The organism is Paenibacillus sp. 01T47 (genome assembly GCF_056398245.1).
Genome location: NZ_JBFTPA010000003.1, coordinates 299,049 through 314,953, shown reverse-complemented (window position 1 = coordinate 314,953; position 15,905 = coordinate 299,049). Strand labels below are relative to the sequence as shown.

15 protein-coding genes are annotated in these 15,905 nt (G+C 39.3%); all 15 read right to left on the bottom strand.

Annotated elements, in window-relative coordinates:
* Positions 1-87 precede the first annotated feature (87 nt).
* The 15 genes from AC1DOV_RS08795 to AC1DOV_RS08725 all read right to left on the bottom strand — a co-directional run bounded on the left by AC1DOV_RS08795 (position 88) and on the right by AC1DOV_RS08725 (position 15,892).
* A complete protein-coding gene (locus tag AC1DOV_RS08795) occupies positions 88-1,281 on the bottom strand; it encodes a glycoside hydrolase family 88 protein (protein WP_477549726.1) in 1,194 nt (397 codons plus the stop codon).
* Between the two features lie 23 nt (positions 1,282-1,304).
* On the bottom strand, positions 1,305-2,486 hold the full coding sequence (locus AC1DOV_RS08790) for a glycosyltransferase (protein ID WP_477549725.1): 1,182 nt from the start codon (positions 2,484-2,486) through the stop codon (positions 1,305-1,307).
* Between the two features lie 9 nt (positions 2,487-2,495).
* Positions 2,496-3,689: a glycosyltransferase gene (locus AC1DOV_RS08785; protein ID WP_477549724.1), complete on the bottom strand. Its 1,194-nt coding sequence runs from the start codon at positions 3,687-3,689 to the stop codon at positions 2,496-2,498.
* Between the two features lie 7 nt (positions 3,690-3,696).
* On the bottom strand, positions 3,697-4,854 hold the full coding sequence (locus tag AC1DOV_RS08780) for a polysaccharide pyruvyl transferase family protein (protein WP_477549723.1): 1,158 nt from the start codon (positions 4,852-4,854) through the stop codon (positions 3,697-3,699).
* 13 nt (positions 4,855-4,867) lie between these two features.
* Positions 4,868-5,902 carry a glycosyltransferase gene (locus tag AC1DOV_RS08775; protein WP_477549722.1) on the bottom strand — a complete coding sequence of 345 codons (1,035 nt, stop codon included), beginning with the start codon at positions 5,900-5,902 and terminating at the stop codon, positions 4,868-4,870.
* Entirely contained in the window at positions 5,899-7,116 is a 1,218-nt protein-coding gene (locus AC1DOV_RS08770; protein ID WP_477549721.1) for a glycosyltransferase, read from the bottom strand. The genes AC1DOV_RS08775 and AC1DOV_RS08770 overlap by 4 nt, the downstream gene beginning before the upstream one ends.
* Positions 7,113-8,327: a nucleotidyltransferase domain-containing protein gene (locus AC1DOV_RS08765; RefSeq protein WP_441878966.1), complete on the bottom strand. Its 1,215-nt coding sequence runs from the start codon at positions 8,325-8,327 to the stop codon at positions 7,113-7,115. Before AC1DOV_RS08765 ends, AC1DOV_RS08770 begins: the two co-directional genes overlap by 4 nt.
* 130 nt (positions 8,328-8,457) lie before the next feature.
* Positions 8,458-9,648, bottom strand: a complete 1,191-nt coding sequence (locus AC1DOV_RS08760; RefSeq protein WP_477549720.1) for a DegT/DnrJ/EryC1/StrS family aminotransferase — start codon at positions 9,646-9,648, stop codon at positions 8,458-8,460.
* Positions 9,638-10,354 carry an HAD family hydrolase gene (locus tag AC1DOV_RS08755; protein ID WP_477549719.1) on the bottom strand — a complete coding sequence of 239 codons (717 nt, stop codon included), beginning with the start codon at positions 10,352-10,354 and terminating at the stop codon, positions 9,638-9,640. Before AC1DOV_RS08755 ends, AC1DOV_RS08760 begins: the two co-directional genes overlap by 11 nt.
* Positions 10,344-11,336 (bottom strand): ATP-grasp domain-containing protein, encoded by a 993-nt coding sequence (locus AC1DOV_RS08750; RefSeq protein ID WP_477549718.1) that lies wholly within the window; start codon positions 11,334-11,336, stop codon positions 10,344-10,346. The genes AC1DOV_RS08755 and AC1DOV_RS08750 overlap by 11 nt, the downstream gene beginning before the upstream one ends.
* Positions 11,326-11,931, bottom strand: a complete 606-nt coding sequence (locus tag AC1DOV_RS08745) for a sugar transferase (RefSeq protein WP_477549808.1) — start codon at positions 11,929-11,931, stop codon at positions 11,326-11,328. The genes AC1DOV_RS08750 and AC1DOV_RS08745 overlap by 11 nt, the downstream gene beginning before the upstream one ends.
* Before the next feature lie 36 nt (positions 11,932-11,967).
* Positions 11,968-12,708, bottom strand: a complete 741-nt coding sequence (locus AC1DOV_RS08740; RefSeq protein WP_477549717.1) for a glycosyltransferase family 32 protein — start codon at positions 12,706-12,708, stop codon at positions 11,968-11,970.
* Between the two features lie 13 nt (positions 12,709-12,721).
* The gene (locus AC1DOV_RS08735; RefSeq protein WP_477549716.1) at positions 12,722-13,795 is read right to left on the bottom strand and encodes an EpsG family protein; all 1,074 of its coding nucleotides are present in this window, start codon (positions 13,793-13,795) and stop codon (positions 12,722-12,724) included.
* Entirely contained in the window at positions 13,776-14,699 is a 924-nt protein-coding gene (locus tag AC1DOV_RS08730; protein WP_477549715.1) for a glycosyltransferase family 2 protein, read from the bottom strand. The genes AC1DOV_RS08735 and AC1DOV_RS08730 overlap by 20 nt, the downstream gene beginning before the upstream one ends.
* A gap of 29 nt (positions 14,700-14,728) precedes the next feature.
* Positions 14,729-15,892 (bottom strand): glycosyltransferase family 4 protein, encoded by a 1,164-nt coding sequence (locus tag AC1DOV_RS08725; RefSeq protein ID WP_441878982.1) that lies wholly within the window; start codon positions 15,890-15,892, stop codon positions 14,729-14,731.
* Between the last annotated feature and the right edge of the window lie 13 nt (positions 15,893-15,905).

The window sequence follows — 15,905 nt, the reverse complement described above, 5'->3', positions numbered from 1 at the left end:
TTACAAAGCCCATTGTGCCAAGCAAAACATGATACAAAACATCTCTTTGCACGGCTGATATGTTTCTGTTTTGTTGATATCCATTTTTCATCCTTTGTATACAACCCTCGAATGTTTATAATGGTTTATAATCCGAATACAAAACCCTTGTGTAAACGGCAGAACATTAAATAGCATGGAATAAACACCAATATCCTTTGTATCCCCTTGTGAGAAATCCACAGCACCATTTCTTCGAGTTACCTTCATTAAATATTGAATCGCTCGTTCTGTACCTTCGATACATTCCTCTGAAATCTCCTCAATTTGGGAGGCTTGTAGCAAAAACCACCCTAATGTTGCTGTTGCGGAGGAATCTGCTCGTGTCTCACGGCGCGTTACGGTCCAATTCCAATTCCCATCCTTTCCTTGGAAGGTGAGAATGGACTTAGCAAATCTTGTTACAAAATGCTCCAGTCTAGGCTTATATTCATTCCCTTCTGGCAATTCATGCCAGGCATCAATTAGACCTATTGCTAGCCAACCAAGACCCCTACCCCAGCCATAAAGCCCAAGCGGCATCGAGTTATCTAAATGGTAAGCATGACTTGGGATATAGTGTTCATCAAGCATGCCATTTTGTTGATATTGCTCTATCTGTTTTACTGCAAGCTCGACGCATTCCGGTTTATTGTATTTTAAGCCGTATGAAACTAAGAATGGGCAAATAAATCCAATCGTATCAACATAACGATAATTTTTCATAAACTTTCGATATTGAACAGTGCCATCCTCACCAAGATGGGACTGTATTAGTGACCAAGTACTGTCATATGCTGGCTTGAACCTCTCGGTATTAATACCTTCAAGCTTCATGACACCATACGCAAGAATAGCAGAGTCAATATTAGAAGGTACGTTCTTCCAATTACCGCTTGTATCAAACTTTGCATTTAAAAATTGCTCAATACCGATTATCAAGTCTTTATCCGCGCCATTTTTTAGACACTCATTCAAGCCGAGTAATAACGATGCCTCTTGCCAATGCTGGATCACACTCTTGGAATAATTCCCTTTTAGCATGTCAATCGCAATTAGCCTTGTATTGTCGGTTACTTTTATTTTCGGTGTATGATTAAGCCATTTTACGCCCACTTGCGTAATGGATTGATTCCATTCCTGTTTATTCGTATACCTGCCGATATAAATTCTACTTAACCAATCCTTGCTGATCGGCATGATATCTATGGCTACGATGATTATTGTTACAACGATGAACACAATAGCTATAATTTCTAACATCTTATACTCTCCTTCGTACTAACCTAAGTTAATGCATAAAATTTCTCTATCTCCGATTCTGTTCCTAAACTTTCCTTCGACAAACATTCTTTTAATGAGAGTCTTAAAGCATCGCTCTCCATTATTTCAATGATGCCTTCGGATATTGCAGCTGAATTCATTTCTACAATTAATCCATTCTTATAATGTGTAATTTGGTCTTTTGCTGTACTGAAGTTTGTAACTACAATTGGTTTATTCAAGATTTTCGCTTCATCTATTGCTATTGATTTCCCTTCAAAACGAGAAGGCTGGACATAAATGTCTGCTTCTCTGATATAAGGATATGGATTATCCTTAATCCCAATTAGATAAAAATGATCATGAAGTTGGTAATCGTTAATTATTTGCTCAAGCCTATTTCGCTCCTCACCTTCGCCAATCACATACCATCGAATATCATAGTTTTTGTCTACTAAGCTTTTACAGGCTTCTATAGCCATTTCAAAACCTTTCTGTTTGTTCAGTCTACCTATTGAGACAATTGTCGTACTCTTACTGTCGTATAAATTGCTGCTCTCAACAGACATTTGGTGGATAAGCGTAGGTGACACAATATTTTGGATAACTTGCACCTTACTCTTATATTGAGGAAATTTTTGCTCCAAAACATCACCGCAAATATCCGAAACTGTTACAATATGATCCAAAAACTTAAAAAATTTATTATCAATACTTGGATCCATTTGAAGCTTATTGTAATCATTATGAATATAACCTAGCTTCTTAGTAGCCTTCACTTTTTCTATTCCAAAATAAACTGGGTTTTTCTCCAAATAACCTATGGCAGCATCATATGTTCCTGATAATGATGGCAGCGTGTAAGATAAATACTTCCATACGCGTTGCTCCCGCCTTGAAGCATTTTTCTCTGTATAAAAAATGTAACCAGCAAACAGTCTGAACATTGCAACAGAAAATATACCTTTCGATATGCAATCGATAAGAGCAGCTTTTAAGGGCATATCAAAGTATTGATAGTAGGGCGGTTCCTTCAACAAATTCACTTGCATCGGAAGCTTGCTCAGAAAAATCCCCTCATGCTTGAATAAAAATAGATCAACGTCGTATTTCGAGTAATCTATCGTTTGCAGCAAAGACAACAGTGACTTCTCTGCTCCGCCGCAATTCAAATTGTTCATAATAAACAATAGTTTTTTCTTCATGCCAACCACCTATCCAAGCAAGCTATATAGCTTATTTATTTCCTCTTCTGTGCCTAATTGCAGCTGTGATAAATGTTCGCTCATCTGTATGCTTATTCTCTGATTGTGAATAAGCTCGGATATTCCAAGCGCGACTGCTTCTGCATTCATTTCTACAATTAGTCCTTCTACACCATCTACAATTTGATCCATTGCAGTGCTAAAATTAGTAATCAAGATAGGTTTATTTAATATTTTAGCCTCATCAATCGCAATGGACTTACCCTCAAACCTCGAAGTCTGAGCATAAATATCCGCTTGCTTAACATAGGGGTATGGATTTGATTTCAGTCCTAAAAGCCTAACATACTGCTGCAACCCGGCTACTTTAATAAGCTCTGTAAGGCGCTGTCGCTCTTCCCCTTCACCAATAATATTCCATTGAAATTGAATGCCCATGTCTTTCAATAGACTACAGGCTTCAATAGCAAGTTCAAATCCCTTCTGCGTATGAAGCCTTCCAATAGAAAGAATGACGGTCTCTTTTCCTCTCCGTCCGAATACATCATGGGTTCCCTTCTCCGATAGCTGTTTAATTACCTTTGGAGAAACGATATTGTGAATAACCTCAATTTTCTTATCTTGATTTGGAAATCTGCGTTTCAAAATATGTCCGCACTCTTCAGAAACGGTAACAATATGATCCAGCTCCTCAAAATAATTCAAATCGAAAAACGGATCCATTCCTAATTTGTCGTAATCATTATGTACCCAGCCTATTTTTTTGACAGCATCAACCTTTTCTGCGCAGAAATATATTGATGTTTTCTCCAAAAAAGCAATAGCAGCGTCATACTTCGTATTCATTTTCCCAATGGCGCTAGCCATGTATTTCCAGCTCTTTTGTTCTCCGATGCTTACGTTATTGGAAACTTTATTTTTGTAGCTAAACATAATTCTGTTGTAAGCAAGTACAGCCTTTTTATCCATTAAAAATTTTGATACAGAGTAACGTATTGGCATGACAAAACGATTGTAGCTCTCCGGTAAAGGAAGAACATGAACGTCTTCCGGAATTAACTCCATAAATAGACCTTCATGATTAAACATAAATAAATCAACCTCATATTTTTTAAAGTCTAAGATTGCTAGCAGATTAATCAGGCTTCGCTCGGCTCCTCCGGCAGATAAGCTAGGTATTATAAACAATAGTTTTTTTTTCATTTTCACCTCATGCTAATTCGCTTAGATAATTTGCTGCTTTATAAGACATTTTCTTAATTTCAGGAATTGCTTGTTTAAGTCTATTTTTCAGTTCTATCTCTTCTCTAACCATTTCATCGAATTTCCCAATCAAACGATGGCTATCCGAAATTTCTTCGATGCCTAAAACGAGCTTTTCTTCTCCAAAAATATCGCGAGCAATGCCTTTTGATTTAACACTGTAGCCAAGCACCATCGTTGGTACGTAATTGGAGTATGCTGCAATCGTTGCATGAGTCCTTGCACCAATGAAAAATCTCATCCTAGCAATATACCCTTTATATTGAATAGCTGTTAGGTTATCTGGCAAAAGCACCACTCTCCCAGTGTGCTTATAAGTTTCGTAGTAGCTGCTAAGCACCTCGTAATCATTATTACCTTGAATAATGACATGTGGGGTTAAAGCGATCGTCATGTCTGTTGTTTTCAAAATATGCTGAATCAGCTCATCAACTGCAGCTTGAGACTGCTTATTTCTCTTCCACACTAATGGACTAAAGTTTAGTCCCAGCGTATTTCCCTCCTGCCAGCCCTTAGGGAGTGCAAGCTCTTCCTTCTCCATTGTGAAGGCAGGATCAGCACACAACTTCACGTTCCTAAGTCCCTTGCTGACCAGCATATTGTAGGTTAGCGACTCTCGCGAAAGAATCAAATCAAAAAGCTTTAAATCTTCTAATTTTCTTGGAGACATATCCTCTTCACCAATGGAGCAGCCCCAAAGCACCAGCTTCTTGCCTTGTGCTTTAACGCGCTTATCTATTTCATACCAGCCTGGCTGCTCGCCGTAGCAATAATTATCACCACCGATAGATAGACAAACATCCATATCTTTTATTTTTTCAATAATATTATGATGAATGACTCCAAGTGCATAAGACTCATCTTGAAACAGCTTTATTTTTAGAGAAGATAGTAACCAATCATATGAGTATCTTTTTATGGAACGTGTAGAACCATCATAAATGCCGTCCAGCTTGGAAATCACCGTATCAGTTTCCGGCTGCGATGAGGCTAAATATACTTTAGCACCTCCTATTTTCTCCTTTAAAATGGCTGTTGATGAACGAACAATCGCTTCACACCCTCGATTGAGACTGCTCTCATGGGCAAACATCATAATCTTCATAATAAATCCCCCGCTACTTCTTATTTCTGAATCTGCTGTAGGACGTAAGACAATACAAGCCTAATATCGATTGCTTATTCATTAGATGAAGAATTAGTTTCTGATAGCGTCCGAGTACAAGCTCCATTTCCTTCTTGTAAACTGGCAATGCATTTCTTACATCATCATTTGCTATCATTTTACGAACATAGCTAAACTGTTTATTAGTGCTTAGATCTTCTGTTGGCCTTAAGTAAATATGGATATATGCCATTACACTTTGTATTAATTTAATCGACTTCAGTTGTTTAATCGTGTTTCGGTCTAATATTTTCGCATAATATACTGGAGGGTCAGAGACAAAAACCTCCAATGCTCTCTGAAAATAATCCTTTTGAATCACATTTCTAGTTGCACTTCCGCTGACTTCACGGTAATGATAGCCGGTATAATCGAGATATTTCATACTGACCGCAAAACTGAAAAATATCATATTAAACATGCCATCTTCACCGAGAGCTACTCGTTCAGGAAAACGTATAGCATGCTCTTTAATTAATGCATTTCGGTAGAGCTTATTGCATGCTGTATTCAACGTTTCTGTTTTCAGAAAAGCGGGTAAAACCTCTTTTTGAATAAATTCCGTTGTTAGTACTATATCTGTCGGGAAAGAATATCTCGTTATAACATGAGCGCCTTCAATCTCACTCTCGAAATTGGATAACACGACATCACAATTGTCCTGAACAGCTGATGTATAGAGTCGTTTATACATATCTGGATCAATGTAATCATCAGCGTCGACAAATCCGATAAATTGTCCCTTTGCAGCCTCTAAACCAACATTACGTGCAATACTGACACCTTGGTTTTGTTGTTGAATGAGGCTAATACGTGATTCTAAGTTTTGATAGCTTTCTATAATAGCTGCGCTGTTATCCGTAGACCCATCATCTATAAAAATGAGCTCAACTTCTTTAATTGTCTGAGACAGCAGGGAATCAATACATTCCCTTAAATAAGGTTCTGCATTGAATACAGGTACAATTATGCTTACCTTTACGTTCACTTACTGCTCCTCCCTCCAGTCGAGATGAGATCATACAGCTTCTCCATCTCATTTCCATTACTATAATCTGTCTGTACGCAGTTAGCGGCCAGTCTCTCTCTGAGCGTTGTATCATGAAATAACTTTTCAATACCTGTCGCAATGCCTAAAATCGACAAGTCCGTAATGTATCCATCAACCTCATGCTGAACTTGGCTCGGAGCTGTTGGATAATTCGTAATGACAATCGGTTTACCAAGAATTTTGGCTTCCGTAACTGTAACCGCTTTGCCTTCATACCTAGATGGTTGTATATACAAATCGCATTTGTTCATATAGGGATAGGGATTGGTTTGCTTCCCAAGTAAAACAAACTGATCTTCAAGTTTGTTTTCAGCGATAAGCGCTCTAAGCATTGCTTCATCATCACCATAACCAATCACATACCAAACCAGATTGTTATAGCCTCTATCTACAAGCTGCTTAAATGCCATTATTGCCTGGTCAAACCCTTTTGGATGACACAATCTGCCTACAGAAAGCAGCTTGAACCTCGAATCATTATCCATTGGATTACCTATCACTTCTTCTTTTGCCAATGCTCTGACATAATCAGGAGAGATCATATTTTCTATAACTTTTACTTTATTTTTTAAAGACTTATAACTTTCTAGAAATGAGTCCCTGCATGCGTCCGAAACCGCGATTATGTAGTCAAATTTATCCCACATCTTCAAATCCTGCTGACGATTGGTTACAACTGTCGAATAATCTGTATGAATCCAAGCTACCTTCTTTTCCGCCCTCACCTTATCAGCTACATAGTAATGCGGCCATAAGTAACTTATTGCAACGTCGTATTGCTTGTTACATTCAGGCAGAAAAGGAAGAGCATACTTCCACATAAGCTGCATCTGGAAATAGCCCATTTCAGGTATTCCTTTAACTTTGCTTACTACGGTCGAATGCACTTTAGCAAGTAAGCGCGAAGCGCTTATTCTCAGCTGTTTTTCCTTGATTGTTTCATTTATTGATTTACGAAATGTCGCATATTGAGGAATCTCACGGAGTAAATTAGGTTTATCTGACAGCAAGCTCATAAAATCCCCTTTATGTCGGTACAGCATAAGATCAATATCATATAGGCTATAATCGAACTCATCCAACATACCGGCAAGGCTTCTTTCTACCCCTCCAACCTCCATATCATAGGAGGCAATCAATACATTTCTCATCTCGTTCTCCTATTCAATAGCAGCTTTTTCTCGCGGCGCCTTTTCAACATTCGCCAACCCCATATAAGTGGACGAAGCGGAAAATAAAGAAAGTGCAGCGGTTTAGGCAGCGGAAGCGTTTTTGCATCTTCTGGGTAGGGATAAAGGAAACTCGCTATAAAAAAAAACTTTTGTCTCGTTGTAAGTAGCCCAAACAAATATTTTTTATGATAGCGATCTACTTCCTCCGGTATGGGCGGAGTATGTAAGTTTATGATTCGATGAACATAATACATTGCGTCCTCTGCTGACCATTCTGCTTTTCTGTCCGTTATTAGCGGCTTCATTTCTTCACGTAAGGGAGTTGCCATTAATCTAGCTACTAATAGCAGCGCTTGCCCCCCGATATGAGCAAATTGATGCTTCCTCAGCAATCGAATTAATTTCGGCCAATCTACTTTTTGATTTACTAGTTGTTTAATATCTAGCAGCCAACGAAGTCTGGACCAACCATGGCGAGCGCCGTGGGAAACGAGAAACATAAATAAATCTTCTCTACCGAGATAATAGATTGGTCTTGAAATGAGTGAGCTCTGTCTTCTACGCTCCCATAAATCATCAAATTTCGGTTCCTTTGCAGGTGCAGGATTAAGTCGCCAATGAACCTCAACCTTGATCGCTTTGTCTGGATGAACAAAGGCCGTATGATGATGACGCCATTTCCAGTCATTTAAGACCGATTCGATATAATCATCTTTTACATACCCAAGCGATACGAGTAGGGCTTCAGCACGTTCTAGATCCTTGATTGGAATTAGGAAATCCAGATCACACGATGTACGAAGTGATACGTCTCCATATAAGTCAGCAGCAATGACTGGCCCTTTAAGAAAGAGCGAACGAATTCCGTTCTCAGAGAACACCTTAGCCAGCTGTTCCATCTCTCCGCTGAGTGCCAACATCTGTAGAGTGTTGCGATAATAGTCGCGATGAAACATTTGAGTTACAAAAGTAGGGATATCGGTTGATTTCATTTTTTGCAGCTTGAGATTGAGAGTGGGAAAAACACGATGATGTCTTGCTAACTCTATAAATTTGTCCCAATCCGTCTTATGGAGCAGCTCCTGTATATCAAAAGTTATTTTAGCTCCATGATCCATAACAAGGATCGAAAGAAGCAGTCTCAATTCGTCAGACAGTTCTTCCTTTTGGAGTGAGACGTCGTTATTCATGAATTTCTCCTTCATATTGATGAACTCACAGCGAACAAAGAACCTGTTTTTGTTCTATAAAACGAACACAAGTACAGATTATCACCTCTACAGTCGGTTGTCAATCTATTTACCGCCTGACACTGTGAAATTATGAAACGTTAACATTGCTATGTTGATAGGTAATAGACGCTTCAGCATATACAGATTGAATACAATTGATCACTCGCGATTGTTCGTCCTCCGACATACTGGAACCTGAAGGTAAACAAATACCTGTTTCAAATAGCTGCTCCGACACGTTAATGCCTTCTTCATGCGAGTAATAAGTGTTCGCTTTGAATAAAGGCTGCAAGTGCAAGGGTTTCCATACATGACGCGCTTCAATCTTCGCTTTACCAAATGCCTCTAGTAAATAATGCACGGAAATACCTGATTCTTGCAAATTCAAGGTTATCGTAGTTAGCCATCTATTTGACCTGGTGTTCTCTAACTCAGGCATAAACTGTAGCCCTGGCAAATGGCCCAATTCTCTTTTATAACGGTCAAAAATGTTTCTCCTCGCTATTACTCTTTCATCCAGAACTTCTAATTGCGCTCTTCCTACACCAGCAAGCAGGTTGCTTAATCGGTAATTATAACCCATATCACTATGCTGATAATGAGGAGCTGCGTCTCTCGCTTGCGTTGCCAAAAACCGTGCTCTTCGCAGCACTTCTTCATCATCCGATACCAGCATTCCGCCACCCGATGTAGTTATTATTTTGTTGCCGTTAAAAGAGTAAATGCCAAATTTTCCGAATGAGCCGCTCTTTTTCCCCTTATAACTTGATCCAAGAGACTCCGCTGAATCTTCAATGATAGGAACCTCATATTGATTGCATAAAGCGATAATCTCTTCCATTTTGGCACTTTGCCCATACAGATGAACAACGATAACTGCTTTTGGCAAATTCCCTTCCTGATTAGCTTTCTCTAAAGCTCGCTGCAGCGCTTGTGGTGACATATTCCATGTGTCAAACTCCGAATCGATAAATACAGGTTCGGCTCCAACGTACAAAATCGGATTAGCACTCGCTACAAAAGTTAAGCTTGAGCAAAATACGAAATCGCCTTTCTTGACATGCAGCAAACGAAGCGCCAAATGAATCGCTGCCGTTCCGGAGCTTACTGCAACGGCATCTTTAACACCAGCATATGCTGCCATTTCTTTCTCGAAGGCATCAACATGGGGACCGAGCGGTGCTATCCAATTCGTAGCGAATGCTTCGTGGATATATTGTTGTTCAGTTCCACTCATATGTGGCGGGGAAAGATAAATAAATTTTGGCTCAGCTAACATGAACAGATTCACCATCCTTAATAAACATATGTTTGCAAGCGTAAAGATCAGGAAGCTTTCTTAAACTATCAATACGGTAATGTGCCTCATACTCAGGCGTAACATTAGCGTTTGCGTATTCGCCATTTCCCCTTCGAATATGGACCGTGGTCCATCCCAGCTGCTTCGCGGTTACGAAGTCCTTTTTCACATTATCTCCAACATACATGCATTGAGTGTGATCGATCTGCAGTTTCCTGCTGACCTCTTCGTAAACTAATGGGCTTGGCTTCCAATTTTCTCTGCCGTATTCATCTGACAAAACAATGACTTCAAATCTGTCTGCCAGCTTTAAAGCGTGAACCTTTTGCTGTTGAGCATTGAGATATCCGTCAGAAATAAGAGCTAATTTGACCTCTGATGATAGATGCTTCAGCACCCATTTCGCGTCTTCTGCCAAATGAATGTCTGGTATATGAGATCGATAACAGTTGATTAATATTTTTATAGTAGAATCCCCATACTCTACTCCAAGCTGATCAAGAACCTTATTAAAAATCAACTCTCTTTTTCCGGAATGAAATAATTTAACCGCTGATTCAAAAAAACCAGTTACACCGAATTTTTCAATAATATACTGATCTACAGCTTTAAAACCACTGATGACATACTGCTTCTCTTCATACAATGTATCATCCATATCAAACACAATAGCCTTAATGGTCATAGGAGATATCCTTTGTAAAAATGGCCTCATCGTATCGAAGCATCGTCAGTTGATCGCACCAGCTATTATCCTGTCCCTCATCAAGCGTTTCCCCGCGACCCAGCCTAATGGTCCATAAAGGAAAATCTGCCCCTGCTTCAATAGCTAGTGGAACCCCTCCACCAAAACGAGGATTGATTTCTATAAAAGTAATCTCACCGTTTGCTTGTTTAAAACATTGCAGGGTTATACATCCTACTGGACCTGGCAATGCACGTACGACATGCTCGGCTGCATTTATGACATCCTGATTTTTCATCGTAATCCCTTTGCTTACTTCTCCTGCTCTTGTTTCGAGCCGAAGTCTAGGCACAATCGTTTTTATATTACCGAAGAAATCCACCATAACATCGATGGTATACTCCTCGCCGGTTACAAACTCTTGAATCATCGCATTAGGTATGTACTCTTTAAAGAAATGGAGCTCCTTCTCATTTTTAATTTTTGTGACGCCTTGGCTCGAGCTGCCGTTTCTTGGTTTAATCATCAACGGAAACTGATAGTTTTTTTCATGAATCTCATCTTCGCTGTATACTTTAGGCGTTCGAATATCGTTCTCAGAGAAAAACCGATAGGTCTTCTCTTTATCAAACGTAATTTCATTTAATTCACTGCTGGATAAAAGCAATTTCACACCTATTTCTTCAAAAAAAGAACGATTAGCAGCTAGCAGAACGAGCTCTGAATCAATTAATGGAATGAGAAGATGAATATTTTCGTCCACGCAGATCGCAAGGAGTGTCTCCAAGTAATGCTGTTCAACTACTCTAGGGACTAATACATGACGATCACTCATAAAGGCTGTTGGCGCAGTAGTCTTAACATCAGCAGTTACAATTTTCCCATTAATACCGTGAAGGGCGTAAGCCTCTTTAAATTTCTTGATGAGTGATACTCTTCTACCCGAGCTTGTAAATAAAAGATTCAATTCATTAGCCTTCATGATTCGAGACACTCCCTTTAAACATTGGCATCGTTGCATGATTTGCATTACTTATCCCTTCCGGCCGGACAACCTTTAAGAAGGTTTGAAACAGAATTTTTAAATCAAGAAAAATGCTCCAATTCTCTACATACCAAACATCCAGCGCAAACTTCTCTTCCCATGAAATTGCGTTTCTTCCATTAATTTGAGCCCAACCGGTTATACCTGGCCTTACTTGATGCCGCCTTGCTTGTTCCTCTGTATATAACGGTAAATACTCCATAAGAAGCGGTCTTGGACCAACAAGACTTAAATCGCCCCTTACTACATTAATAAGTTGAAGCAATTCATCAAGACTAAACTTCCGTAAGAAGCTCCCAAAAGGAGTCAGCCTTATGTGATCCGGCAGCAACTGACCGAGGCTGTCCTTCTCATCTGTCATCGTTCTAAATTTGTAAACAACAAAAGGGGCACCGTGGAGTCCTGGACGCTGCTGCTTATACACAATTGGTGTTCCTAGCTTAACGCGCACCAATATTGCAGTAATTCCAATGATCGGCAGCATAATGAGTAAGATTATACTCGAAACAAAAATATCAAATAATCGCTTTATCATAGATAGGTGCTCCCGTAGCTCGTTTAACTGCTCTTAGTTTGAAGATAGCAGCTTTCGCATTTTTGAAATAACGGTTGGACCGACGATTCGGCTTGCTGCTCTTTTTAGCTTACTATTTATACGAACATGAATGGGCAGCCACGATTTTGCAAAGTGGTGAATCGTAAAACTATTTCCTGTTATGTAGTTTCCTCCATTAATGTAGTCATAAGGACTGAAAAAGGTTCTTGGATAAAAGGTCACACCATTGGGTAACACTTGATATTCTCCATTCAAAATCAATCCATCTTTTTTACTGAGTTCCGTAATGACAGACGTATTAGTTGTCATGTCAAAATTGCCCCCAGGCAGTAAAAAACTTCTTCTGGCATAATCTATGAGCAGTTCCTTTATCCATGGATGGCCTTTGACCGCCCCCATCGTAGCTGACTGAAGATAAGTTTCATCTTCAAACCCGGAAAAGGCCTCATGTTGAAGAAAAGAATCAAGTGGCTTAAGTACCTCAACATCCGTATCTACATAAATGCCTCCAAGATGAAATAAAGCATGTAGTCGCACATAATCACTTACAAATGCATATTTCCCAGCTACATAAGCCTCTTTCACATAACGGTTTGAGTTGAGATCGAAATTATCCTCATTCCACTCTATTATGGTGTAATCGCTAAGATGCTTTTGCCAACTATCCATGCATTTTTGAATTTTTTTTGATTTCTCTCCACGCCCAAACCAACAGTAATGCAGTATACGAGGGATTTTTTCGATGTCTCCCACAACTGAACCTCCCTTAAAATGGCCATATTAAATATTTACTTGTATAACGAATATCCAATATAAGAACATTCTCGAAATAGAAGTAAATGAAATATAAAACAAGGATAGTTATATACATAAACTTCTGGTCTTTAGGACGAAATAATTTAACTAGCCAGCCTAAAAGAATAATTTGATATAAACAAAAATAGAGGCTCATTCTCGCGAAAATCCAATTTTGCGTAGAAATAATCATAAGCACAAAACCAACCATCGTAAGATTAACGATGACGTCGCTCTTCGGAAAAAGCTGTCTAAGTTTCTCTCTGCCAAAGAAAGCGATTAAGAGTGGCACTGCAAGTACAATAACTCGAAGATAGTTAGCTCCGCCTTGATTAAAGCTCTCATATTTTCCATATTGCGTGTTCTTAATAGTTGCAAATAAAAGCTCAGAAAACTGTTGAAAGCCTATGACGACCAAGACAGCTAACAACAATAAAAAAAAAGTCATTCCAGTCCAAGCCTTACGTCGAACGATAAAGTATAACGGGATCATAACTAAAGCACTTTGATGTAAAAAGGATGCGAAGAGAACAACCAGCATAAATGGTTTCCATTTGCCATCTAAAAGAGATTTAGTAGCTGCAAATATGATTGCAGCAGCTAGAAATTGTCTGACGCCATTCATAGAAACGATAAAGGCTCCAGAAGTAATATAGATGTATAAACTAAGATCCAATAATCTAGAATACTTGTAGAGAACGATAACAATTAATACGTTTGTAAAAAACGCTGTTACAAATATTAATATTTGTGGATCATCTGAGATTTGTTTCAGCAGCATTTGCAAAATATTGAATCCAACATCCTTGCGTTGAACAATAGCATTCCAGCTGAAATCTTCAACCTCATAAGCATGCATATAAAAAAAAGTATCTCCGATGTTGTTTCTCAAACCGGCTACAATCGCGAGTGTTAATGCAGCACCTGCTGCCAATAGCTTATTGGGCTGAATAATGGACGATCCTACACTTGTCGAAGTAGCGAAATAACGTGCAAATAAAGCACAAAGAAATACGACCAGTAAGCTAAGCCATAGGATATTCATTTATTTTTCCTTTTTGAGAGATAATCCCTCTTGTTTTAAATGAGATATAGAAGTAAAGAAGCAGACCCAGTGGAATTGCCAAAATCGAAAGCCCTTTATTAGGAACTTCTTTTAACCAATTTTTATTTTTGGAAATTAAACTGCTTGAAATATAATGAATAGCTTGACGATAGCGAAACGCTAAACTGCTAAATGGCAACTTCATTAGTTCCACACGATAGAAAGCAAATCCCTTAGGATTTTTACGGTACTGAGTCAGCATATTTCTTGTTGAACCATCAGGCATGTATTCAACGACGCACAAAATCTCGTGGAGAATAAGCAGCTCATAACTTTTATCCAAAAGAAGATATTTCCAGTTTAATCCTACATACTTCTCACCCTCGAAGATCGGATATGGATTTTCTCTCATTAGCGATGTACGATATACTAGCTTTTTATCACCGGCTACCCCATGCTTATAATATAAATCGTATAAAGTAGAACTCTTCAAATGCTTAGGTAACTCCGTCCCTATAATCTGCCCGTTTTTATAACAATCAAGGGCAATAAATCCACAGTATTTATCATTTCGGTGTTCCTCCCAAAATGATTCGATGAGTTCTACTGCATTATCAGTTAAGTAATCATCCGAATCGATACAAACATTAAGCTCCGTTTCCATATGCTCATATGCTGTATTATGGGCTCCATGCATACCTTGATTCTGCTGTTTAAAATATCGAATTGGCACTAAATCTTCATTAATCCAATCATTGACGAGTACCTCAGTATTATCTGTTGAACCATCATCAATGATAAGCCATTCGAAATTTTTCGATGTTTGACGCTGCATGCTTTCATACAATTGATGTAAACAATAGGCTCGATTATATGATGGCGTAAATACAGTTAATAATTTCATTTGGCACCTCTTTTACACTAAGGATTACGTTATTGAACTGCTAATTGTAATACCCCTAAGTTATCTTTTGGCTGTTCCATCCATGGCTTATAAATTTCACTTAGTTCATGCGCTACTTGCGGTAATGAATATTTTTTTACAATATCTGCGCTGGTAGCCCCCATCCGCTGCCTCAGCTCCAGCGATTCACTCAGCTTCCTTAACCGGTCAGCAAATAATTCCATATCGGTTGGCTCCAGCACGAATCCATTCTCGCCATCTATAACGAGCTCTGAATGGCCTCTATTCCGCGTGGCAACAATGGGCAGCCCGCAGGCCATGGCCTCCATTAAATTGACGGGCAATCCTTCACGCAGACTGGATGCTACTGCGACGTCGCACATGGGCAGAAGCCGGTCGATATCTGTCCGATAGCCAAGAAAATGGACCATAGATCCAACCCCTAAACGCTCTGCCAGAGCCTGACTTTCCTCAAGCAAAGGCCCTTTACCAGCCAGCAGCAGCCGCCCATGCGGTACCGCCTCTTTAATAGCGGCCAAAGCGTGAATGAGCAGCTGATGGTTTTTGTTTCGGTTAAATTCAGCAGCATAAAACATAAGGAAATCGTCCGTGCGATAATCGAGTTCCTGACGCAATCGCCATTTATCAAGCTTTTGCAAAGGCTTAAAATGTGTTGTATTTACGCCAACACCATGAACATGAGCGATCCGCTTTGCTTTAAATTTTTTGGTGACAGCGAGCTGATAGTCCTCTGTATTGATTGTAATTAAACAGTCCGTCATGCTGGATAGTCTCTTCTCAATTGGATAATAAAGCATCCAGTTCAGGAGCGAGCCACCTTTGCAGAAATGAAAACCATGCGCGGTATAAATAACTTTTGTTCCTTGTTTTCTCGCCGGCTGTGCCGCGAGTCTTGCTAACACGCCGCCCATTGGCGTATGGCAATGAATGATATTATAATCCTGCTGCTGAATAATTGCCTTCAGCTCTCGGTATGCTTTGACATTGTTGGAATGGAACGGTGAGCGCTCAATGGAAATATTAAACTTTCGGTCAACAAAAGGGAGCTCCAGCTCGCCCTTTGCGGCGATATGGACCTCCCACCCTTGCTGCTTAAACCATTCGAGAACAGGCATATGAAATGCCTTGAAATGATAATCAACCGTTGCGCAAAATAAAATTTTATTTGGCATGCTTCTACCATCC